This is a genomic window from Micromonospora sp. NPDC005324, assembly GCF_040607155.1.
Lineage (GTDB): Bacteria > Actinomycetota > Actinomycetes > Mycobacteriales > Micromonosporaceae > Micromonospora > Micromonospora trifolii.
Genome location: NZ_JBEXGE010000012.1, coordinates 56,188 through 77,840 on the forward strand (window position 1 = coordinate 56,188; position 21,653 = coordinate 77,840).

At 71.1% G+C, this 21,653-nt stretch carries 15 protein-coding genes and 1 pseudogene; 8 read left to right on the top strand and 8 right to left on the bottom strand.

The window, feature by feature from the left end; genetic code table 11:
• Positions 1–2: 2 nt before the first annotated feature.
• The gene (locus tag ABZS40_RS15075; protein WP_354943844.1) at positions 3–2,405 is read right to left on the bottom strand and encodes a bifunctional diguanylate cyclase/phosphodiesterase; all 2,403 of its coding nucleotides are present in this window, start codon (positions 2,403–2,405) and stop codon (positions 3–5) included.
• A 717-nt stretch (positions 2,406–3,122) separates the two neighbouring features.
• Between ABZS40_RS15075 and ABZS40_RS15080 the strand changes: the two genes are divergently transcribed.
• The 5 genes from ABZS40_RS15080 to ABZS40_RS15100 all read left to right on the top strand — a co-directional run bounded on the left by ABZS40_RS15080 (position 3,123) and on the right by ABZS40_RS15100 (position 9,173).
• Entirely contained in the window at positions 3,123–6,215 is a 3,093-nt protein-coding gene (locus ABZS40_RS15080) for a BTAD domain-containing putative transcriptional regulator (RefSeq protein WP_354943845.1), read from the top strand.
• A 261-nt stretch (positions 6,216–6,476) separates the two neighbouring features.
• Positions 6,477–6,968, top strand: coding sequence for a cyclic pyranopterin monophosphate synthase MoaC (gene moaC / locus ABZS40_RS15085; RefSeq protein WP_354943846.1), 492 nt, complete (start codon positions 6,477–6,479; stop codon positions 6,966–6,968).
• Positions 6,965–7,435, top strand: coding sequence for a MogA/MoaB family molybdenum cofactor biosynthesis protein (locus ABZS40_RS15090; RefSeq protein ID WP_354943847.1), 471 nt, complete (start codon positions 6,965–6,967; stop codon positions 7,433–7,435). The genes moaC and ABZS40_RS15090 overlap by 4 nt, the downstream gene beginning before the upstream one ends.
• A gap of 53 nt (positions 7,436–7,488) precedes the next feature.
• Positions 7,489–8,748, top strand: a complete 1,260-nt coding sequence (locus ABZS40_RS15095) for a molybdopterin molybdotransferase MoeA (protein WP_354943848.1) — start codon at positions 7,489–7,491, stop codon at positions 8,746–8,748.
• On the top strand, positions 8,745–9,173 hold the full coding sequence (locus ABZS40_RS15100; RefSeq protein ID WP_354943849.1) for a molybdenum cofactor biosynthesis protein MoaE: 429 nt from the start codon (positions 8,745–8,747) through the stop codon (positions 9,171–9,173). Before ABZS40_RS15095 ends, ABZS40_RS15100 begins: the two co-directional genes overlap by 4 nt.
• A 4-nt stretch (positions 9,174–9,177) precedes the next feature.
• Here the strand turns inward: ABZS40_RS15100 and ABZS40_RS15105 are convergent, their stop codons facing one another.
• Both ABZS40_RS15105 and ABZS40_RS15110 read right to left on the bottom strand, forming a co-directional pair.
• Positions 9,178–10,644 carry a glycosyltransferase 87 family protein gene (locus ABZS40_RS15105; protein WP_354943850.1) on the bottom strand — a complete coding sequence of 489 codons (1,467 nt, stop codon included), beginning with the start codon at positions 10,642–10,644 and terminating at the stop codon, positions 9,178–9,180.
• Between the two features lie 215 nt (positions 10,645–10,859).
• Complete coding sequence (locus tag ABZS40_RS15110; RefSeq protein ID WP_354943851.1) at positions 10,860–11,405, bottom strand: DoxX family protein; 546 nt, start codon at positions 11,403–11,405, stop codon at positions 10,860–10,862.
• Between the two features lie 133 nt (positions 11,406–11,538).
• On the opposite strand from ABZS40_RS15110, the gene ABZS40_RS15115 reads away from it, so the two are divergent.
• The gene (locus ABZS40_RS15115; protein WP_354943852.1) at positions 11,539–12,087 is read left to right on the top strand and encodes an N-acetyltransferase; all 549 of its coding nucleotides are present in this window, start codon (positions 11,539–11,541) and stop codon (positions 12,085–12,087) included.
• A gap of 24 nt (positions 12,088–12,111) precedes the next feature.
• Here ABZS40_RS15115 and ABZS40_RS15120 read toward each other — a convergent pair whose 3' ends face one another.
• From ABZS40_RS15120 to ABZS40_RS15130, 3 genes and pseudogenes are all read right to left on the bottom strand, one after another.
• Positions 12,112–13,353: an ATP-binding protein gene (locus ABZS40_RS15120; protein WP_354943853.1), complete on the bottom strand. Its 1,242-nt coding sequence runs from the start codon at positions 13,351–13,353 to the stop codon at positions 12,112–12,114.
• Between the two features lie 155 nt (positions 13,354–13,508).
• A complete protein-coding gene (locus tag ABZS40_RS15125; protein ID WP_354943949.1) occupies positions 13,509–13,958 on the bottom strand; it encodes a hypothetical protein in 450 nt (149 codons plus the stop codon).
• Positions 13,959–14,449: 491 nt separating this feature from the next.
• Positions 14,450–14,920, bottom strand: a pseudogene (locus tag ABZS40_RS15130) (hypothetical protein); the annotation flags it as partial.
• A 444-nt stretch (positions 14,921–15,364) separates the two neighbouring features.
• Between ABZS40_RS15130 and ABZS40_RS15135 the strand changes: the two are divergent.
• Together ABZS40_RS15135 and ABZS40_RS15140 are read left to right on the top strand one after the other, a co-directional pair.
• Positions 15,365–16,369: an EamA family transporter gene (locus ABZS40_RS15135; RefSeq protein ID WP_354943854.1), complete on the top strand. Its 1,005-nt coding sequence runs from the start codon at positions 15,365–15,367 to the stop codon at positions 16,367–16,369.
• Between the two features lie 10 nt (positions 16,370–16,379).
• On the top strand, positions 16,380–17,033 hold the full coding sequence (locus ABZS40_RS15140; protein WP_354943855.1) for a prepilin peptidase: 654 nt from the start codon (positions 16,380–16,382) through the stop codon (positions 17,031–17,033).
• A gap of 125 nt (positions 17,034–17,158) precedes the next feature.
• Here ABZS40_RS15140 and ABZS40_RS15145 read toward each other — a convergent pair whose 3' ends face one another.
• Both ABZS40_RS15145 and ABZS40_RS15150 read right to left on the bottom strand, forming a co-directional pair.
• Positions 17,159–20,338, bottom strand: a complete 3,180-nt coding sequence (locus tag ABZS40_RS15145) for a UvrD-helicase domain-containing protein (RefSeq protein ID WP_354943856.1) — start codon at positions 20,336–20,338, stop codon at positions 17,159–17,161.
• A gap of 61 nt (positions 20,339–20,399) precedes the next feature.
• On the bottom strand, positions 20,400–21,647 hold the full coding sequence (locus ABZS40_RS15150; RefSeq protein ID WP_354943950.1) for a metallophosphoesterase: 1,248 nt from the start codon (positions 21,645–21,647) through the stop codon (positions 20,400–20,402).
• Positions 21,648–21,653: the final 6 nt, after the last annotated feature.

Below are 21,653 nucleotides of genomic sequence, written 5' to 3' on the forward strand. Positions count from 1 at the left end.
GCTCAGGCGGGCAGGTGTGGCAGGCGGTCGGGCCTGGAACGGCCGGCCTGGCGGCGGTTCTGGCTCAACCGGATCACCGCCCCGGCGTCGTGCAGCGGCGCGGCGAGGGTGCCCGGTCGGCCGCCCGAGCCGCGCTGCATCGCCGCGAGCAGGGTGCCGGACGGCATCGGCCGGGCGAACAGGTGCCCCTGGCCGGCGACGCAGCCCAACTCCCAGAGGGCCCGCCGCTGCGGCTCGCTCTCCACCCCCTCGGCCACCACGTCCAGGTTGAGGCTGCGCCCCAGGTCGAGTGTGGAACGGATGACGGCGGCGGCCTCCGCTGAACTCTCCATCGTCGTCACGAAGCTCCGGTCGATCTTCAGCTCGTGCACCGGGATCCGGGAGAGCAGCGAGAGGGAGGAGTAGCCGGTCCCGAAGTCGTCCAGCGCCAGCCGGACTCCCTCGTCGCGGAGTCGGCTGAGCACCCGGTCGACCACGTCGAGTTGGCTGAGGGTCAGCGTCTCGGTCAGCTCCAGGACCAGCCGGTCCGGTGGTAGGTCGTGGGCGCGGAGGCGGGCCAGCACCGAGCCCGGGAACCGCGCGTCGAGCAGGCTGCGCGGGGACACGTTGACCGCTACCGGTACGTCGAAGCCGGCGTCGCGCCAGCTCACCGCCGCGATCAGCGCCTGGTCGAGGATCGCTTCGGCGAAGGCCGGTAGCAGGCCCGAGCGTTCCACCGCCTCCAGGAACCGCAGCGGGTCGATCAGGCCGTGGGTGGGGTGGTGCCAGCGGGCCAGCGCCTCCGCGCTGGTCACCTCACCGGTGCCCAGGTCGACGATCGGTTGGAAGTTGACGACGAACTCGTGGTCGGCGACCGCGCGCGGTAGGTCACCGCCAAGGGTGAGGCGACCGAGGTCGGCGGTGTCGCGGGTCGGGGCGTACGTGGAGATTCGCTGCCCGGCCCGCTTCGCCTGGTACATGGCCACGTCGGCGCGGCGCAGCAGCTCGGCCATGCCGCCGTTGGACGGGGCGCCGGAGATCCCGCCGCTGGCCTCGACACTGATGCGCATGCCGTCCAGCTCGAACGGCTCGTGCAGGGCGGCGAGCAGCGTCTCGGCCCGGTGCGCGGCGACCGCCGGGGCCGGTAGACCCCGCAGGAGTACGGCGAACTCGTCGCCGCCGAGGCGGGCCACCAGGTCACTCGCCTGGGCGGCACCCCGCAACCGGTCGGCCACCTGCACCAGCACCTGGTCGCCGGCGGCATGCCCGAGCGTGTCGTTGACCTCCTTGAAATGGTTGAGGTCGATCAGCACCAGCGCGGTCACCCCGTCGGCGTGGCGGGTGCTCAACTGTTCGGTGCCCTCGTCGAGGAGGTGCCGGCGGTTGGCCAGGCCGGTCAGCGCGTCGTGCGAGGCCGCGTACGCGTGCTCGTCGGCGACCCGGGCCAGTTCGGCGTACGCCTGGGCGTTGCGGACGGCGGTGCAGAGCGCGGAGGCGAAGGTGCGCAGGGTGTACTGCTCCCGCTCGGAGAGTTGCACCGGGCCGCGGAAGCGCAGTCGAAGTATGCCGACGTCGACCGTCCGGTCGTGGCCTTCCAGCGGCGCGGGGACGATCGTGCCGTCCACGTCGGTGGGCGTGCCGGTCGGGCCGTCGAAGGTGATGCCGCCGGTGCCGCCGCGCACGGTGCGGCCGCCGTCGCGCAGCTCGATCTCGACCTCGTCGGCGGAGAACAACTCGGCGGCCTGGGTGACGGCGGTGGTGAGGACGTTGTCCAGGTCGACCACGTTGAGCGCGTCGGTGGTGCGGGCGAGCCGCTGCCACGCCTGCTGTTCGGTCCGGGAACGGATTCTCGTGGAGTAGGCCAGGTGCAGGCTGAGCACGAGCGGCGGTATGGCCAACAGGAGTTTGAGGTTGGCCTCAAGGATCAGCAGCGTGCAGGCCGCCACGACGAACCGTAGGGCGAAACCGGCGAGCCGGAGGTCGAGGTTGCTTCGGAACTGCTTTGAGATCTTGGTCCTGGAAGCCAGCGCAATGACCGGTATGGCCAGAATGTCGTCCAGGAGGGCCGCGGCCAGGTAAGCCAGCGCCAACGGCACCAGCAGGGCCACGGTGCCCTCGGGCGGCCAGGTCCAGGTTGTCATTGCCAGCGTGATGCCGGCACCCCAGGCCACGATGACGTTCTTTCCCACACTGAAGGCCAGCTTGATCGCCGGCTGGCGGTGCCAGGTGAACGCGATGCCCACCGCCGTTGAGAGCACCACCACCGGGGCCGGAGCGATGGCGAGACCGATGATGATCGCCGTCTCGGTCCAGCTGATCGAGTGGGTGGTGGATCGGATCCGCACCCTCGCTTTGACCAGCGTTCCCAGAGCGATGGTCACGGTGAGCACGATGAGGACCGCGACATCGTTCGGCGTGGCGGTCATCGCAAACCGCACTGCGACCGGCAGTGAGGTGGCCGTGATGACAGCCGCTACAACGACGACGAGACCGACGAGCAGCCGTAGCCGCTGATCGGTCTCAGTCTCTCGTCGCTGACGATGGGTCACATCACCCCCGAAGGACTGCCTCCGCGTTGTTCGTAGCCTAACGTGCGGGAGTCGCGCACGTACCGTGCGAAATTTGTCAGTCCCATTCGCTGCCGCGCATCGCAATGCCCCTCTCTGCTGCCGTGCCATTCGATGACCTGCCCCAGGGGGAGATCTTCCTAACGAAAGGCAGCTTAAGAGATGGAAGGGCAGCATAGAAGAATTAAATGTCGGTATGCGCAACATTAGCCAAGCTAGAGTGGATTTATTACGTTCTGTCCATCACGGCTAAACGGAGTGCGGTCAGGTCACGGCGGTGTTGGTTCCGCGGAGGCTGCGGAACTGCGGACGTTATCTGGTCATGTTGTGAACGTGTTATTCCCCCAAGCCTGTGGCCCTCTGTCGGGGCTCTCACCGGAGTTTGCTCGGTGTAGCGGCGGATTGGGCAAATTTGGTACGACTAGGTCGCGGGGGCAGTCGGGACACCTTCTCGCAAGGCTCTCAGGCCAGTGCGCGACCTTCGCATCGCCGCACGAGCGGTGAGTTGCCCGGGGGTGAACCGTAGGCTTCGTTGTGTGATCGGCTGAATACCCGCGACGGCTGGAGCAGGGGCGAGTGGAGATTCGGGTTCTAGGCGGTCTTTCGGTGCAACTGCTTTCTCGCACGTTGCGCCTCGGAACACCCAAGCAGCAGGCGATCTTCGCGATGCTCGCAGTTCAGCCAGGTCGACTGGTTACCGTGGCCGACTGCATCGATGAGTTATGGGCCGATCGCCCACCGCGATCGGCCCTGGCGAATGTGCTGAGCTATGCCGCCAATCTGCGCCGGACTTTCGACGCTTTCCCGTCCGGTCGAGGGGTCGTCGTGCGGCAACGGAACGGCTTTCGTCTCGACGTGCCGCCCGAGCTGATCGATGTCTCATGCTTCCAGATGGAGCGGAGCGCGGGCCGGGAAGCCTGGGAGGTAGGCCACCTGGAGCAGGCTCGGGATTTGCTGAGCCGAGCCGTCGCTCGGTGGCAGGGCCCGATGCTCGCCGGCATCCCGCTGGGACCCGTGCTCAGCGCACGGGTGCTCAACGCTGAGGAAGAGCGTCTGCTCGCCGTGGAACTTCTTGCCGACGTGCAGCTGAGATTGGGGCGGGGTGATCTGGCGATCCCGTCGTTGCGGGAAGTCATCCCCCGTCATCCCCTTCGGGAGCCGACGTATGTCCTGCTCATGCGGGCTCTGTACGAGGGTGGCGATCACGCGGGCGCGCTCATCACGTACGACGAGATCCGAACGCGGCTGATCACCGAGTTGGGAGTGGGCCCCGGGGCAGCCATCGAAGAGTTGCACCGCAAGATTGCCACTTCGAGCCCGGTACCCGCCGTGCTCTCCGGAGCCGGAGCCCCACGAGGACCTTCCGCGTCGCTCGTGCACCGCGCGGCGGGAGAGGCGCGAGCTGAGCAAACGGGTCAGGTCAAACCGGTGGATCGCCTTCCGCGGGCCGTCGCGGATTTCGTCGGACGGGAAGACGTCCTGTCGCGGCTACTGGCGGAGACTCGGCGAGTCGAGGATCGGGTTCCGGCAGTTCACATGATCGACGGCATGGCGGGCAGCGGCAAGACGACCCTCGCCGTGCACCTGGCCCGCCGACTGTCCGATCGTTATCCGGACGCCGCCTTGTTCATCGACCTGTGTGGCCATGGCGACAAGAACCGGGTCGAGCCAGCGGGTGCCCTGGTCACACTGCTGCGTCAGCTTGAGGTGCCGGCCGACCGCGTTCCGGTCGAGTTCGACGCCAGAGCGGAGTTGTGGCGACGAGAACTGGGCCGTCGAAGGTCGGTGCTCGTCCTCGACAATGCCGCGAGCAGCGAACAAATTCTGCCTCTCCTGCCGACCGAGCCGACCGCCGTCGTGCTGGTGACATCGAGGCGGAGGCTCTCTCACCCGGACGTGGCGCCGTCACAGACGTTGCCGGTGATGACTCCTGAAGAGAGTCTCGACCTCCTCGCACTCAGTGTCGGAAGGGCCCGCGTCGAAGCGGAGCCGGACGCTGCGGCCGAGGTGGTCCGGCTGTGTGGGCATCTCCCCCTGGCAATTCGGCTTGCCGGTGCCAGACTCGCCCATCGGCGCGGCTGGCGGTTGGCGGACCTGGCCGGACAGATGGCTGCCGATCCTCTGGTGCTGCATCACCTGGCTCAGGAACAGAGCACCGTCACCGGCGCCTTCGCCGCCTCCTATGAGCCGCTCCCGGGTTCGACCAAGCGTGTCTTCCGGTTCCTTGGTCTGTATCCCGGCAACCGCTTCAGCCCGGCGGCAGTCGCCGCACTGACCGGCCTGACGGTGGCGGAAGCTCACGGGGCGCTCGACGACCTCGTCGACCGGAACCTGGTGGAGGACCTGGACTCGACGCGATACCGACTACACGACCTCATGCGCCAGTACGCCGTGGAGTTGTGCACGCGTACCGAACCCGCGAGCGACCGAAAGCTCGGGTTGGCTCAACTGTTCGACTTCACGCTGGAGGCGGTGCTGAGGGTCGCCGATCTGCTGGAGCCCGGTGTCATCAGATCCCAGGTCACTCACCGCTCGTCCGGACGTCCTGAGCTGATCGAGGCTATCGGTGAACCAAGCACCGACTGGTTGGAGGCCGAGCGTACGGAACTGGTGGCGATGGTGTTGTCAGCGCTCGAGTCGAAGCTCTACCAGCACTCCTGGCAACTGGCCCGCGCCCTCTGGCGATTCTTTTACATCCGCGGATACTTCGAGGACATCATCCTGACCTTCCGCCACGCACTGACGGCGGCGGAGGCAACGGGAGATGTCGACGCGATGGCGGTGGTGAACAACTACCTGGCCTCCGCCTACGTACGCACCGGTGACAACCAGTGGGCGCTTGACCACCTGACCCGGGCGGTAAGTCTCTCTTACAACTCCCAGGACGTGCCGAACACCGCGCGCTACCGGGCCAACCTTGCGGCTGTCTACGCGTGGAGCGGGCACCTGGCCGAGGCGGTGAGAGTCGGTGTGGAGAGCCTGCGCGACTACAAGGGATACGGAAATGTCGGGGTGCCAGTCGTGCTGCCAAACCTTGGCACGGCACTGATGATGCTCGGGCGCTACGAAGAGGCGTTGCGGCTGCACCGCCTGCATCTGGCATGGGCCCGGACGAATTCCGAGGACTTCCATGTGCTCAATGCCTTCGGTCATATTGGGGCAGTGCGCGTAAGAATGGGCCATTTTCCACAGGCGATCCGGATTCTAAAGGCATCGTTGGCTATGCGCGATCGCACCGGCCACCGGTTTGCCGAGGCTGAGGTGCGCAACGACCTCGGGATCGCCTACCGCGGTCTTGGCCGTCTGGTGGAGGCCCAGCGGGAACACGAGTTGGCCCGGAAGTTGTCGATCGGTTCGGGGGAGCGACACGTCGAGGCGGCTGCGCTGAACGAGCTCGGGCGCACCCTGCTCGCGCAGGGCCGGGCTGACGAGGCGTTCGAGGTGCACCAGGAGGCGTTGCGGTTGGCTACTCGGATCGCGCACCCGCACGAGCAGGGTCGAGCGTTGGCCGGGCTGGCCGAACACTTCGCCCGCGTCGACCCGGCCGAGGCCCGCAGGCACTGGGAGCGGGCGTTGGCGATCTTCCGACGAATGGGCGTGCCGGAGCGCTTCGAGGCCGAACGTCGCCTCGCCGAGTTGACCGACGCGACAGTGGTCGCAGAGCGCTGACCAGCTTGAACGGCACTTATCGATTTCTTATCGGCAGGCCCGGTAACTTACCGGCCGTATCGGCGAACGGGGGAGGTTCTGCCAGTGGGCAGAACCGGGTCGTCGACACGCCCCGCTGCCGGGTCCCCCCAGCGACCTCGGCGGCGGGCTGGTGAGGAAGGAGCGGCGTCGGGGCCGTTGCGCCGTCAGCACCCGGTGCGGTCGGCAGCGTGACGCCGCTCCTTCCGACCGCCGTCGTACCGCACCGATAGGCTCACGACCGTGACCGAACCCGCGCAGCTCAGCCACGTCGATCGCGCCGGCGCGGCCCGCATGGTCGACGTCTCCGCCAAGGCGGTGACAGGTCGGTCGGCTGTCGCGGCCGGCCGGTTGCGGACCACGCCCGAGGTCATCGACCTGCTGCATCGCGACGGGCTGCCCAAGGGTGACGCGTTGGCCGTCGGGCGGCTTGCCGGGATCATGGGGGCCAAGCGCACTCCTGATCTGATCCCGCTCTGCCACCCGATCGCCCTGCACGGCGTCACCGTCGACCTGCTGCTGACCGCCGACACCGTGGAGATCACGGCCACCGCCCGCACGGCGGACCGGACGGGGGTGGAGATGGAGGCACTGACGGCGGTTGCTGTCGCCGGTCTCGCCCTGGTCGACATGGTCAAGGCGGTCGACCCGGCGGCGTCGGTGGAGGCGGTCCGGGTGCTGCGCAAGGAGGGCGGCAAGACCGGCGAGTGGGTCCGTCCGGAGGACCGGCCGTGATCCGGGCTCGGGTGATCGTCGCTTCCAATCGGGCCTCGGCCGGCGTCTACGCCGACACCAGCGGGCCGCTGCTCGTCGCCGGCCTGCGCGAGCTGGGCTGCCAGGTCGACGACCCGGTGGTGGTGCCTGACGGTGAGCCGGTCGGCGACGCCCTGCGGGCCGCCCGCGCCGATGATGTCGACGTGGTGCTGACCAGCGGTGGCACCGGCGTGACCCCGACGGATCGGACCCCGGACGTGACCCGGGGCCTGCTGGATTACGAGATCCCCGGCATCGCCGAGGCGATCCGCGCGCACAGTCGTGACCGGGTGCCGACGTCGGTGCTGTCCCGGGGCCTGGCCGGGGTCGCCGGTCGGATGCTGGTCGTCAATCTGCCCGGCTCGACCGGCGGTGCCCGGGATGGCCTGGCCGTTCTCGGGCCGATCCTCGGGCACACCGTCGACCAGCTTCGCGGTGGCGACCACTGACCGCTCCGCGCCAGGCCCGGGCGGGTGTCGGTCCGTGCCGATAGGCTCGGTCGGTGAGCACGGAAACCGCACCCACCGCGGATCGGGTCACCGCACCCCCGCCAGCCGGGTGGGAAGAAGCCCGTTCGCGGGTCTACGCGGTCGGTCTGGCCGCCGCGCTGCCCTCCGCCGCCCGACCACTTGTCGACACCGACGGGTCGACCCTGGCCGAGCCGTTGACCACCCGCACCGACCTGCCGGCGTTCCCGACCTCCAGCGTGGATGGCTGGGCGGTGCGCGGCAGTGGGCCGTGGCGCGTCGTCGGCCGGGTCCTGGCCGGCAGCACCCCCGCGCCACTCACCGAGGACGACACCACCGTCGAGATCGCGACCGGCGCGATGGTGCCCGAGGGCGCCACCGCCGTGCTCCGCGTCGAGGAGTCCGCCGCATCCACCACCGGCCTGATCAGCGGCACTCCCCGGGAGACGCCCGAGTGGCGGAAACCCGGCGAGGAGGCGTACGCCGATGAGGAGCTGTTGCCGACCGGCACGCCGGTCGACCCGGCGGTGATCGGCCTGGCCGCCGCCTGCGGGCACGACACGCTGCGGGTCCGGCGGGCGCCGCGCGCCGCGCTGCTGGTCTTCGGCGACGAACTGCTGACGGCGGGCCCGCCCGCGGCCGGTCGCATCCGCGACGCGCTGGGCCCCGCAGTGCCGGCCTGGCTGCGGCGCTACGGTTGCCAGGTCCGTCCATCCGACGTGGTCGGCCCGGTGGCCGACACGCTGCCCGCGCACGTGGCGGCCCTGCGTTCGGCGTTGGGCAACGCCGATCTGGTCTGCACCACCGGCGGCACCATGAACGGCCCGGTCGACCACCTGCACCCGACCCTGGAGGCGCTCGGCGCCGACTACGTGGTCAACACGGTGGCGGTCCGCCCGGGCTTCCCGATGCTGCTGGCCCGGCTGACCGGCCCCGACGGGCGAGCCCGGTTCGTGGCCGGGCTGCCGGGCAACCCGCAGTCCGCCATCGTCGCGCTGGTGTCGCTCGTCGCGCCGCTGCTCGCCGGCCTCCAGGGCCGGTCGATGCCGGTGCTGCCGCAGGTCACGTTGGTCGAGGCGGTGCCCGGTCGCGGCGATCACACCCACCTGGCGTTGGTCCGACTGGACCGGTCCGCCGGCGTCGCGTTCCCGGTCCGCCACGTCGGCTCGGCGATGCTGCGGGGCCTGGCCGGCGCGGACGGGTTCGCGGTCATCCGTCCCGGCACCAGCGGCGAGCCCGGCGACCGGGTGCCGCTCGTGCCACTGCCGTTGTTTCCCGGGGAGCGTGCGTCGTGACCGCACCAGCGATCACCTTCGGCGAGGTCACCGACCGGCCGCTCGACCTCGCCACGCACGAGGCGGCGGTCGCCGACCGCCGAGCCGGCGCCGTGGTGTCCTTCCAGGGCGTGGTCCGCGACCACGACCACGGCCGCCAGGTCACCAGCCTGGAGTACGAGGGGCACCCGAGCGCCGCGCAGGTGCTGCGCGAGGTGGCCGCCGAGATCGCCGCGGAGCCCGACGTCTACGCGGTGGCGGTCTCGCACCGGGTCGGCCCCCTGGCGATCGGTGACGTGGCGCTGGTCGCCGCGGTGAGCACCGCGCACCGGGCGGCGGCCTTCGCGGCCTGCGCCCGGCTGGTCGACGAGGTCAAGGCGCGACTGCCGATCTGGAAGCGGCAGGTGTTCACCGACGGCACCGAGGAATGGGTCAACTGCCCCTGACCGCTCAGCGGCGGCCGTTGACCACCACGGCCCGGGCGAGCCGGTCGCCGTAGAACGCCGGCTCCGCGCCTGGGCGCCAGGGCAGCGCGGCGACCAGCACGATCAGCGCGAGCGCGAGCGAGTTCTCCATCAGTGCCCCGAACAGGCCGTCCTGGTAGTGCGACATCTCCGGCAGTTGGTGTTCGTACGGCCAGATCGGAGAGATCAGGAAGAGCAGGTAGAGCCCGATCGCGGCGACGCCGTGGCGGAGCCCGGTCAGCGTCGGGTACCAGATCGGCGGGCGGAGCCCGTTGACCCCGGGTAGACCGCCGAAGACCGGCCCCTGGCCGGTGCGCTGCGACATCCCCCGGCTCGCCTCGCGGCGACGCACGGCGGCGTCGGCCAGCACGATGATCGCCGGGATCACCCAGACCAGGTGGTGTGTCCAGGAGATCGGGCTGATCACATTGGCGGTGAGACCGACCAGCGTGAAGGCGGTCAGCTCGTCACCGTCGGCGCGGGAACTGGCCGCCCGGGACAGGCCCAGCGCCAGGATCAGCACCGAGAAGGCGAGCCACAGCAGCCCTGGGGTCTCGATCGAGTCGTACAGCCGGGCGAGCAGGCCGGCGAGGGACTGGTTGGGCGTCATGTCCGCCGCGCCGACCCGTTCGGTCTGCCACAACACGCTGCCGAAGTAGGTGCGCGACTCGTCACCGACGATCGCGAAGGTCCCCACCGTCACGCCGATCGTGGTGCCGATGGCGGTGGCCGCCACCCGCCACTGACGGGTGATGAGCAGGTAGGCGATGAACAGCGCCGGGGTGAGCTTGACCGCGGTGGCAAGGCCGATACCGGCTCCCGCCCAGGCCCCGCCGTAGATGAAGCGCAGCAACGGGCCGTCGGTGGCGGCGTAGTGGGTGCCCCGGCGGGAGCGCCAGCGAAGGCCGATCAGGTCAGCCATGATCAAGGCGAACAGCAGGATGTTGACCTGGCCGTAGCCGAGGGTCTCCCGAGCCGGCTCGATGGCGACCGCGAGCGGCACCGCCAGAGCCACCGTGAACCACAGTGGCCACCCCAGTCGATCCACGATGGGTCGGAGCAGCCCGGCCAGCACCAGCGCCAACGCGGCGATGCTGGCGGCGGCGTTGACCAGACCGGCCGCGCCGATCGGCAGCTGCGCCATCGGCAGCATGACCAGCCCGGCAAAGGGCGGATAGGTGAACCCGAGCGTGGTTTCGGGCGCGATGAACTCGTAGAGCTCGTGACCGCTCGCCCACCACACCACGGCACCGTGGTAGATCTTCATGTCGAAGAAGTTGTACGGCCGCCCGAAGGTGCCGATGGCGAGCCATGCGGCGTAGGCGACGGCGGCCACGATGGCGCCCCGTACGACGTTCCTGCGATCGATCCCGCGCGTCACACGGTCGATCCCGCGTGACACACGTTGGATTGGGGCGAGGCGGTCCGCCCGTCTACCGACATCCGTCGGCATGGCGTGGCCACCCCCGTACCAAGGTCGTCCTACCCGTCCAGGTCCTGCACGGAGCCTAGAACGGCGCCTCACGTCAGTGCCTCCCGCGTTATGCGACCGTGTCCGATCCCACACATGTTTTTGACATTTCCACCGCGTTAACGCCTACCGGGTGGTTCAGGTAATTCGTGGCCTTAGCGAGGGGTGGGGGTGGGACGGAGACGGATCGACGCAGGTCAGCCGGGGAGTCGACGTGCGGTGGACGCGGAGCGGACGGCGATTCGGGCTTCGCGTCGGGCGGTGCGGACGGCGCGTTGCATGGAACGTCGAGAGTGGCCGATGCGATGGCCCGTCCGCCACCGCAGACCGGGCTTGCCGCCGGTGTCCGCCGCGGCGAGCAGCAGGCCGCCGAGGAGCCCGAGGTTCTTCAGGACGTGAATCTGGTTGTTGTTCTTGGCGATCGGGTCGTCGTTGTTCCAGAAAGGATGCCCGGCGATGGTAACCGGCACCAGCGTGCCGGCCAGAACCAGCGCCGCGGGTCGGCTGAACCGGCCGGTGGCCAGCATCAGCCCGGCGCCGACCTGCACCGCCGCGTTGAGCCGGATCAACGTCTCGGTCTCGGTGGGGAAGCTCGGGTGTGCCTTCTTCAGCATGGGTGCGACCCTGTCGGTCACCGGTTTGGCGGCCACCGTCAGCCGAGCGGGGTCGCGCATGTTGCGATACCCGCTGACCACGAAGATGCCGCTCAGCATGGCGCGGGCGAGGGAACGTACGGGCGTCATGGATCAGTCATACCCCGTCGCGACGTTTGCTACCCCGTCAACCGCAGGATCGGATTGGTGTTCGTACACGTACGCCACGCCGAATCGAGCGACAGTCACGGATGGACGGGCGCTGGCGGGTAACGTCGCGCGGGTGACCACGCTGCGGCTACGCCCCGAGGACCCGGCCGACGCCGGCCCGGTCCGCCGCGTACTGGCCGCCGCCTTCGCCCGCCCGGACGTGGCGACGCCGCCGGAGGTCAGCCTGGTCGACGAGCTACGCGACACCACCGCCTGGTTGCCGCAGTTGGCAATGGTCGCCGAGTACGGCGGTGAGGTGGTCGGCTACGCGCTGCTCACCCGGGCGCGGCTGCGACCGGAGCGAGGCTCCGACGTTCCCGTCCTGGCCCTGGGCCCGGTGGCGGTCGCACCGCACCGACAGCGTGTCGGGCACGGCACGGCCGTCGTGCAGGCCGTCCTGGACGCCTCCACCGAGTTGGGCGAGCGGCTCGTGATCGTCCTCGGTGCCCCGGCCTTCTACCGCCGGTTCGGGTTCGGCCCGGCGAGTGACCTGGGCCTGACCGGCCCGTGGGCCGGCCTCGGTGAGCCCTGGCAGGCGCTGGTGCTGCCGCCGTCCACCAGCGAGGAGGGCCCACCGCCTCGCGGTGAGGTGCTCTTTCCGGCGCCCTGGTCGAAGGTCTGACCGGGTCGACGCGGTGGTTGGCGGTCAGGCCGGCTGGGTCCGCAGGTACCGGCCGAAGTGCGGGACGGTGAAGGCGACAGTGCCCCGCTCACCGGAGTAGATCAGCCCCTTCTTGATCAGCGCGTCCCGGGCCGGAGACAGACTGGCCGGCTTGCGGCCGAGGGCACGGGCGATCTCCGCGGTGGGCACCGCGGCGTCCATGTCGTCGCGGACCACCGCACCGGTCTCGCCCTCGACCGCGGACATCATGGCCATCGCCCGCATGTACTCACGCTCGGCGGGAGTGGCCCGTTCGAACCGGGAACCGAAGAACCCGACAGCCAGCTCGGCCTCCGCCTCGGGTGCGGCGACCCGCACATCGGCGGCGGTGATCGGCGAGCGCGGCGCGTGGTCCCAGGTCGCCTTGCCGTACGCCTGGACGAAGTAGGGATAGCCGCCGGACTTCTCGTAGAGCAGGTCGAGTGCCTTCTGCTCGTACTCGACCTCCTCGCGCTCGGCGGGCGCGCAGAGCGCCCGGTCGGCGGCGATCCGGTCGAGCCGGTCGATGCGCTGATAGCGGAACAACCGTTCGGAGTACGACTTGGCGGCGCTGAGCACTGCCGGCAGGTGCGGAAGGCCGGCGCCGACGACGATCAGCGGCGCGCCGAGCTGGGACAGCTCGTGGCAGGCGGCGCAGAGCGCCGACACGTCCTCCGGGCCGAGATCCTGCATCTCGTCGATGAAGATGGCGATGCCGGTGCCGACGTCGCTGGCCACGGCGGCGGCGTCACTGAACAGCTCGACCAGGTCGATCTCGATGTCGCCGGAGTCGGCCCGACCGCTGGCCGCCGGCACGTCGATGCCGGGCTGCCACCGGTCGCGCAGCTTGGTGGCGGCACCGGCCCGGCCGGTCGGGTTGGACCGCTGGGCGAACGCCTTGAGGACGCCGAGGAACGCGTCGATGCGGTCGGGTGCGCGGTGACGGGGGGCGAGCTCCCGCACCGCCATGTGCAGCGCGGCGGCGACCGGTCTCCGCAACGACTGGTCCGGTCGAGCCTCGATCTTGCCGCTGCCCCAGAGCCGGTTGATCGCCTGCGACCGGAGCGTGTTGAGCAGGACCGTCTTGCCGACGCCACGCAGCCCGGTGAGCATCAGGCTGCGCTCGGGTCGGCCCCGGGCGATGCGCTCGAGCACGATGTCGAAGACGTCCAGCTCTCGCCCCCGCCCGGCAAGTTCGGGCGGACGCTGGCCGGCGCCCGGCGCGTACGGGTTGCGGACCGGATCCACGCATCGCAGATTATCGGGCCATCTAGCTGCGAGGCTAGACATGGATAGATGGGGCTACCGGCGTGTCGAGACCGTCGACCACAAACTAGGGCTGTCTAGCGTCCACGCTAGACAGCCCTAGTTTTGGCAATCGGACTACCGATCGGCCAGATCGGCTAGCGCTTCTTGAGGCAGAGCACGTAGTCGAACAGGTCGACCGAGTTGTCGTGCACGTAGTTCGCTGTCGCCTGCGGCGCGAGCGTCTCGCACCGGTCGCCGTCGGTGGTAGCCGGAATTCGCAGCAGCACCTGGTAGGTGTTCGGGCGGCAGGGCACCTTGCGGAGTTCCGCGTCGTCCTCACTGCCGTCGTTCACCACGCAGTCACCCCTGGCGAACTCCTCGTCCGGAGTCGGCGCGGCCGACGTCGGGGCGTCGCTGGGCAGCGCGGGTGGAACGGCCGGGGCGGTCGTCGACGGGGTACGCGCCGCGTCACTGCCAGCGTCGGCCACCTTCCAGACCGCCCAACCGGCCAGGCCGAGGCACGGACAGAGCACGAGCAGCACCACCACCGTGATGATGAGAGCGACGTTGCGGCCGGCCTTCTTCGCTGGCGCGGCGGGCGGCATCCCGTAGCCGCCGGGAGGCTGCTGGCCCCACGGGGCGGGTGGCTGACCCGGCATCGGCCCGGCCAGCTGACCGGGCATCGGGCCGGCCGGCGGGTACGGGCCGGCCGGTGGGTACGGCCCGGACGGCGGCGTCGGGCCGGCTGGCGGGTAACCCGGCCCCGGAGTCGGGCCGGCCGGTGGGTACGGACCGGGCGGTGGGTAACCCGGGCCCGAGGTGGGCGGTGGCGCCCACATCGGCGTGGTCGGCGGCTCCGGGTTGGTGGGCGGCGGGGCCCACATGGGTGCCGTCGGTGGCTCCGCGCCGGTCGACTGCGGACCCCACTGCTGCCGGGTCGGGTCGTCCGAGGGCGGCGGGGTGCTCCACTGGGGCACTGTCGGGTCGACCGGCGGTGAGCTGTCAGGCCCAGTGGGCGGGCGCTGGTACGAATCGTCCGGCTGATCGGAACCCGCAGGTCCGTAGGTCGTCATGTCATCCCCGGGGGTGGGTGGTCTCAGCGTTGCTTGAGGCAGAGGACGAAGTCGAGAGTGTCCAGCTCACTGTCGAAGAAATACCAGTTGGTGTAGCCCTCGACCTTGCCGCACTTGGCCTCGGCGTCCCGCTCGCCGCTGGTCGGGCCGTCGATCCGGCTCAGCACCTCGTACGACTTCGCGGTACAGCCGCTGATCAGCAGCTTCGGCTTGCCGCCGGCGGTGCCGTCGTTGCGAACGCACTGGCCGACCTTCGCGAACCGGGGATCGGCCGACGACTCCGGCGCGGCCGCGCTCGGCGCGGGCTCGACCGCGTCCGCGCTGGGCTCACCGGCGGCGGCCGAGCTGCTCGGCGCGGCTGCCGGCGGCGCCGGGTCACTCTGCCCACGGCGGAACCAGAACGCGCCGGCGACGGCCACCACCAGCAGTACGACGGCCAGCACCGCGATCAGCGGCCCCCGACCGCGCTGGCTCGGTGCCGGATCCTCGCCGTACGGACCGTCGGGCCGGTACGGCTGCCCGCCGTACGCCGGGGTCGGCGGGGTCGGCTGGTACGAGCCGCCGTAGGGCGTGCGGGGCTCGTGGCCGTAGGGCGTATCCGTGGCACCGCCGTAGGGCGCGCCGGGCGTTGCACCGCCGTAGGGCGCGCCGGGCGTTGCACCGTAGGGCGGGGTGGGTGGGCCGCCGTACGGCCCGGGTCGTCCCTGCGGCGCGGGCGGGTACGACGGGACCGCTGGCGGGTAGGGCTCCGGCGCGGGCGGGTAGGGCTGCTGCGCCGGTCGACCGGACGTCTCGTCGGGTCTCTGCCCACGCCACGGCCCCGGGTGGCCGCCCCCCGGTTGTCCGTAGTTCGTCATGCCGCCCTCCTGCACGAGTGGTGAGAGGCCGGCCACCAAAGCGCGACGCGGACTCCGGGCTCACCGTAGCGTGGTCCACTGATGAGCTCACCTTCACCGAGCGCCACGGCCCTCGCCGGCCGTCGTGCCAGCACGACGCCGACACTGATCTGGACCGCGCTGATACTGGTCTACCTGCTCTGGGGGTCGACCTATCTGGCCATCCGGATCACAGTGGAGACGATGCCGCCGCTGCTGTCGGCCGCCCTCCGGTTCGCCGTGGCCGGCGTGATCCTGGCGGTGGTGCTGCGACTGCGTCGAGGCCCCGGCGCGCTGCGGGTGGACCGTCGGCAACTCGGCTCGGCCGCGTTGGTCGGGGTGCTCCTGCTCGCCGCTGGCAACGGCCTGGTGGTGCTCGCCGAATCGGGGCCGCCGGGAGTGGCGGTGCCGTCCGGGATCGCCGCGCTGCTGGTGGCCACGGTGCCGCTGCTGGTGGTGCTGTTGCGCTCGGCCACCGGCGATCGTCCGCCGATCTGGACGTTCGCCGGGGTCACACTGGGCTTCGTCGGCCTCATCCTGCTGGTCCTGCCGGGCGGTGGTTCGCCAGCGGTGCCGCTGGTCGGGGCGTTGACAGTGGTGGCGGCGGCCACCTCCTGGTCGGTCGGGTCGTTCCTGTCCGGACGGATCCGGATGCCCGCCGACCCGTTCGTGGCCACGGTGTACGAGATGGTGGCCGGCGCGCTGGTCCTGATGGCCGTCGCCGCCGGTCGGGGTGAACTGGCCGACTTCCACGCGGCGGCGGTGAGCACCCGGTCCTGGTTGGCGCTGGGCTACCTCATGGTGGCCGGCTCGTTGGTGGCCTTCACCGCGTACGTCTGGCTGCTGCACAACGCGCCGATCTCGCTCGTGTCGACGTACGCCTACGTGAACCCGGCGGTCGCGGTGGCGCTCGGCGCGCTGCTGGTGGCCGAGCCGATCACCCCGCAGGTGCTGCTCGGCGGTGCTGTCATCGTCGCCGGGGTCGCCCTGGTGGTGACCACTGAACGGCCACGTCGGGCGGGCACGGGATCACGATCGGGGAACACGCCGGCGCGCGACCGCCAGTAACGTCCGGCCCATGTCGGCCGCCGCGCTGGTGTCGATCGCGCTGCTCGGCGCGCTGGTCGGCCTCGTCGTACCCCTGGTGTCCCGGCGCTTCGCCACGGCGGACGCCCGGCCAGGGGCGTTTCCACTGCCGCAGCGGGTCCGACGGCCCTGGGGCGACCCGGTGGTGGCGGCCAGCGTCTTCGTCGGCCTTGCCGTAGCTGTGGGTGACGGCCCGGCGCTGCCGGTCTTCCTCGCGGTCGCGGCGGTCGGTCTGGTGCTTGCGCGGGTCGACCTGGCCTGCCTGCGGCTGCCCGACCCGCTGGTCCTCGTCGCCGGGTTGCTGGCCCTCGGAGGGCTGACCGCCGCGGCGCTGCTGTCCGGCACTCCCGGCCGGCTGCTCGGCGCGCTGGGAGGTGCGACGGTCGCGGGCGCGGCGCACGTGCTGCTGGCCCTGCTGCCCGGCTCACGACTGGGCTTCGGGGACGTGAAACTCGCCGCCGTCCTCGGCCTGCCGCTCGGCTGGCTGGGCCGCGATGCCCTGCTCACCGGGTTGCTGCTGCCGCACGTGCTGCACGGCGGTCTGGTGCTCAGCCTGCTCGCCGCCCGAAAGGTGCACCGGAACACCCTGCTGCCCCTCGGCCCAGCCCTGCTGGTGGGCGCCTGGCTCGCCACCCTCCTCACCTGAACCACCCCGCCCCCGCCCTCGGGCTTCGTCGATCTTGCAGTTTCTGCGGTGACACAAGGTGCATCCCACGCACAACGGCGACCGAAAGCGCAAGATCGACGGGGCGTGGGGCGTGGGGCCGGCGCTCAGATCAGGCGGAGTTGGCGGTCCTTGGGGCGGCGGGGCTCGGCTTCGCCGAAGCGTTCGAAGAGGCCGGGGTCGATGGTGCCGAGGAAGGGCGAAGGGGCGCAGTCACGCTCGGTGCCGTGGCGGGTGCGGCGGGCGGCGTGACTGACGTACAGCCGGTCCTGGGCCCGGGTCAGGCCGACGAAGAAGAGCCGGCGCTCCTCGGCGACGGCGTCCTCGTCGGGCGTCGAGCCCGGCCAACGCAGCGGCAGCAGCCCGTCCTCGACGCCGACCAGGAAGACCACCGGAAACTCCAGGCCCTTCGCGGCGTGCAGGGTGAGCAGCGTGACCGCTTCGGCGCGCGGGTCGAGCGCGTCCACCTCCGCGCCGGTGGCCAACTGCGACAGGAAGGCCTCCAGGTCGTCACCGCAGCGTCGAGCCAGCGGGGTCAGCAGGTCCACGGCCGAGCGGACGTCCTCGGGCCGGACCGCGCCGGCGGCGCCGTCCAGGGTGGGCACGGCGAACCGCTCGGCGACCACCTGACCGGCCAGCCGCACCCGGGCGGCCAGTGAGCCGGCCAGACCGTCGGCGTGCCGTAGCTCGCGGGCCATTGCCGCCACCCCGAGCCGGTCCCGCAGCCGGTCGTGGGAACGCTTCTGCACGGGGATGTTTGCCCGGGTCAGTGCGTCCACGATCGGGGCGGCCTGCGCGTCGGTGCGGTACAGCACGGCGATGTCGGAGAACGACAGCGAGGTGGACCGGCCGTCGATGCGGCCCGAGTCCAGCGAGCGGTGCGACAACCCGCCGACCAGATCGTCGACGGTACGCACCACGAAGTCGGCCTCCTCGGCCACTGACGCCGCCGGGTAGCGCCCGACCAGCGGAGCCTCCGGGTCGAGCCGGGCCGGGTCCAGTCGTCGACCCCGGACCAGCGAGGACGGTGCGATGGCCTGCACGGCGGCGGCCAGGATCGGGGCCGACGAGCGGTAGTTGCGGTTGAGTCGGACCAGTCGGGCGTCGGTGAAGTCCTCGGAGAAGCGCAGAAAGTAGCCGACGTCGGCACCCCGGAACGAGTAGATCGCCTGGTCCGGGTCGCCGATCGCGCAGAGGTTGCCGTCGGCGGGGCTGAGCAGCCGCAGCAGCTCGTACTGCACCTCGTCGACGTCCTGATACTCGTCGACGAAGATCCACCGCCAGCGGTCCCGGTACCGTTCGACAAGCTTCCGGTCGGCCCGCAGCAGCTCCACCGGCAAGGTCACCAGTTCGTCCAGGTCGACCAGGTCCTGCTTGCGCAGCAGCGACACGTAGGCGGCGCTGTCGTCGCCGGCCTCGGTGCGGGCCGCCGCCCGCTCGGCGTCGTCGGCGATCCGGAAGTCGGCCGGGAGACCCGCCGCGTCGGCGTTCTCCCGCAGGATGGTCAACCCCAACGCGTGGAACGTACCCACTGTGACGTCCTCGGCGACCGGGCCGAGCAGGCCGTCGAGGCGGCGCCGCAGCTCCTCGGCGGCCCGGCGGGTGAACGTGATCGCGAGGCAGTGCTCGGGAAAGACGTTCAGCTCCGCGCAGAGGTACGCGATCCGGTGGGTGAGCGTCCTGGTCTTGCCGGTGCCCGGACCGGCCACGATGAGCAGCGGACCGCCGGGTGCGGAGGCGGCAACCCGCTGCATGGCGTCCAGTCGGTCCAGCAGGCCGGTGCCGACCTCCTCCATGCCGGAGAGCATCGGCTCGAACGGCTCGTGCGGAGACGGTGGCGACGCGATCGGTGGCGCGGGCGCCGGGACCGTCTTCCGCTTCGACTCCGCCTTCGCCGCCGCCGGGCGCTTGGCCGGGACCCGGGGAGCCGGCTCCGTGGGTCGCCGCTGCGCCGGCACCGGTACGTCGAACAGCGTCTCCTGCGCGCCCAGTTCGGCGGGGTCGAAGAGCGTGATCACGCCGTACTCGCCGTCATAACCGGGCACCCGGCGGACGTCGCCACGCCGCAGCCGCCCGATGCCCTCCGCGAGCAGCTCACCACCGGCCTGCGCGACCTCGGTCAGCGGTGTCGTGGTCAGGATCTCCAGCTCCGGCCCGAGCGCGGCCAGTAGCTCGTTGAGCCGCCCCTCGACCTTCTTCGACCGGGCACCCACCTTGTTGATCTCGCCGAGGATCTCGGCCAGCGGCACCAGGTGTGTGACGTCGCGGGCGTGCGCCGGCCGGTGCCCGTCCGGGCGGTCCGCCAGCTCCTCGATCCGGCTGAGGACACCCACGGTGAGGGGTTTGCCGCACTCGGGGCAGCGCCCGTCGGCGGCTCGGGTGCGCTCCGGAGACCAGTTGACCCCACACAGCCGGTGCCCGTCCGCGTGGTACTTGCCCTCCTCCGGAAAGAATTCGATAGTGCCGGCCAGGCCGTCACCGGTCCGCAGCGCCTCCCGAACGGCGAAGTAGTCCCGTTCGACAGTCAGCACTGTCGCCTCCCGGCCGAGGGCCGGCGGTGAGTGCGCATCCGAGTTGGACACCAGTTGGTAGCCGTCCAGGCTGCCGACCCGCCAGTTCATGGCCGGGTCGGAGGAGAGCCCGGTCTCCACGGCGAAGATGTGCTCGGCCAGGTCCGCGTAGCAGTCCGCGATCGCGTCGAAGCCGGACTTCGAGCCCAGCGCGGAGAACCAGGGAGTCCAGATGTGCGCCGGCACCAGGTAGCCGTCCGGGCTGGCCTCCAGGGTGATCTCCAGCAGGTCGCGGGAGTCCAGTCCGAGGATCGGTCGGCCGTCGGAGCCGAGGTTGCCGATCCGGCCGAGCGCGGCGTTGAACCGGGCCACCGCGTCCAGATCCGGCAGGTAGATCAGGTGGTGCACCTTGCGGGTCCGGTCGTCCCGCTTGTAGATGGTGGAGATCTCCACGCTCAGCATGAAACGGACCGGGTCCGCCTCCGCCGTCTGCGCGAGCCGGGGTGGCAGCCGACGGGCGATGTCCCGTTCCGCCTCCGGGTCGAGCCGGTAGAGCCCCGGCTCGGCCGGGCGCAGCGTCTCCCGCAGGTGGTCGTACCAGGCGGGGTGGGTGAAGTCGCCGGTGCCGAGCAGGCCGATGCCCTTGCGGCGGGCCCACCACGCGAGGTTCGGCAGTGTGAGGTCACGGCTGCACGCGCGCGAGTACTTCGAGTGGATGTGCAGGTCCGCGACGAATGGCGGTAGGCCACCGGGGGGTACGGCGCTGAACGGGGGCACGCCGCATCCTGTCACGCCCGCCGCGCCGGCCACCCGCCGCCACGCGCGGACGTGACCTCCGCTATGCCGAGCGCAGCTCGACCAGACTGATCTGCGGCTCCGCGCCGACCCGGACCGGCGGCCCCCAGAAACCGGCGCCGTTTGTCACGTAGACCTTGGTGCCGTCGACCTCGCCGAGCCCGCTGACCACCGGCTGCTCCAGCCCGACGGCCAGGTTGAACGGCACCATCTGCCCACCGTGGGTGTGCCCGGACAGTTGCAGGTCGACGCCGTACCGGGCCGCCTCCCTGGCCGCCAGCGGCTGGTGCGCGAGCAGGATCACGGGTCGGCTCGGGTCGCGGTCACCGAGGGCGGCGGCGAAGTCCGGCCCGGCCGCGAGGCCACTGCCTCCCGTCGCGTCCAGGTCGTTCACGCCGGCCAGGTCGAGCACGCCGCCCCGGGCCTGGATCTCCTGGCGGCGGTTCTGCAACACCCGCAGGCCGAGTCGGTCGACCTCCTGCACCCACTCCTCCACGCCGGAGTAGTACTCGTGGTTGCCGGTGACGAAGAAGCTGCCGTAGCGGGAACGCAGGTCACGCAGCGGTGCGGCGGCCGGGCCGAGCTCTGCCACGGAGCCGTCGACCAGGTCACCGACGACAGCGACGATGTCCGCGTCGAGCCTGTTGATAGCGGCGACGATCCGCTCGGTGTGTGCCCGCCCGCGCAGTGGGCCGAGGTGGATGTCGGAGACGGTGGCGATGCGCAGACCGTCCATGCTGCGGGGGAGTTTGGCCAGCGGGATCCGCACCCGGTCGAGGTGGGGCGGGCCGAGCGCGGTGCGGATGCCGTACCCCACGGTGCCGGTGGCGGTGAGGCCGGCGAAGATGGCCGCCCCACGGGCCAGCAGCAGCCGACGGGACGGGTCGTGGTCCGGTGCCGCGACGGCGCCGGCGGCCGGCGGCTCGGTCGGCCCGGCGGCGCCGACCAGCACCGGCTCGGGCGCGGCGGCGGTGGGCTCCGCGGCGACCACCCGGCGACGCAGCACCAGCCGGGCGACGAGCATCGGAACTTCCAGCACGACGAGAACGACCAGCAGGTAGAACATCAGCGCGAGCCACAGGTAGCCCGGCCAGGCGATCCAGTAGAGCCCGACCTGCGTCCCGGCCATGGTGACCGGCACGAGCAGCGCCAGCACCAGGGCGGCGATCCCGCCGATCCGTCGCCAACGGCCCGGCGTGGTGGTGTCCCGAACGAGCCGCTTCCACAGGTAGAGGTGGATGAGACCGGTGACCAGCGCCAGGACAGCCACGAACCCCAGAACCGCCATGATGTGTGT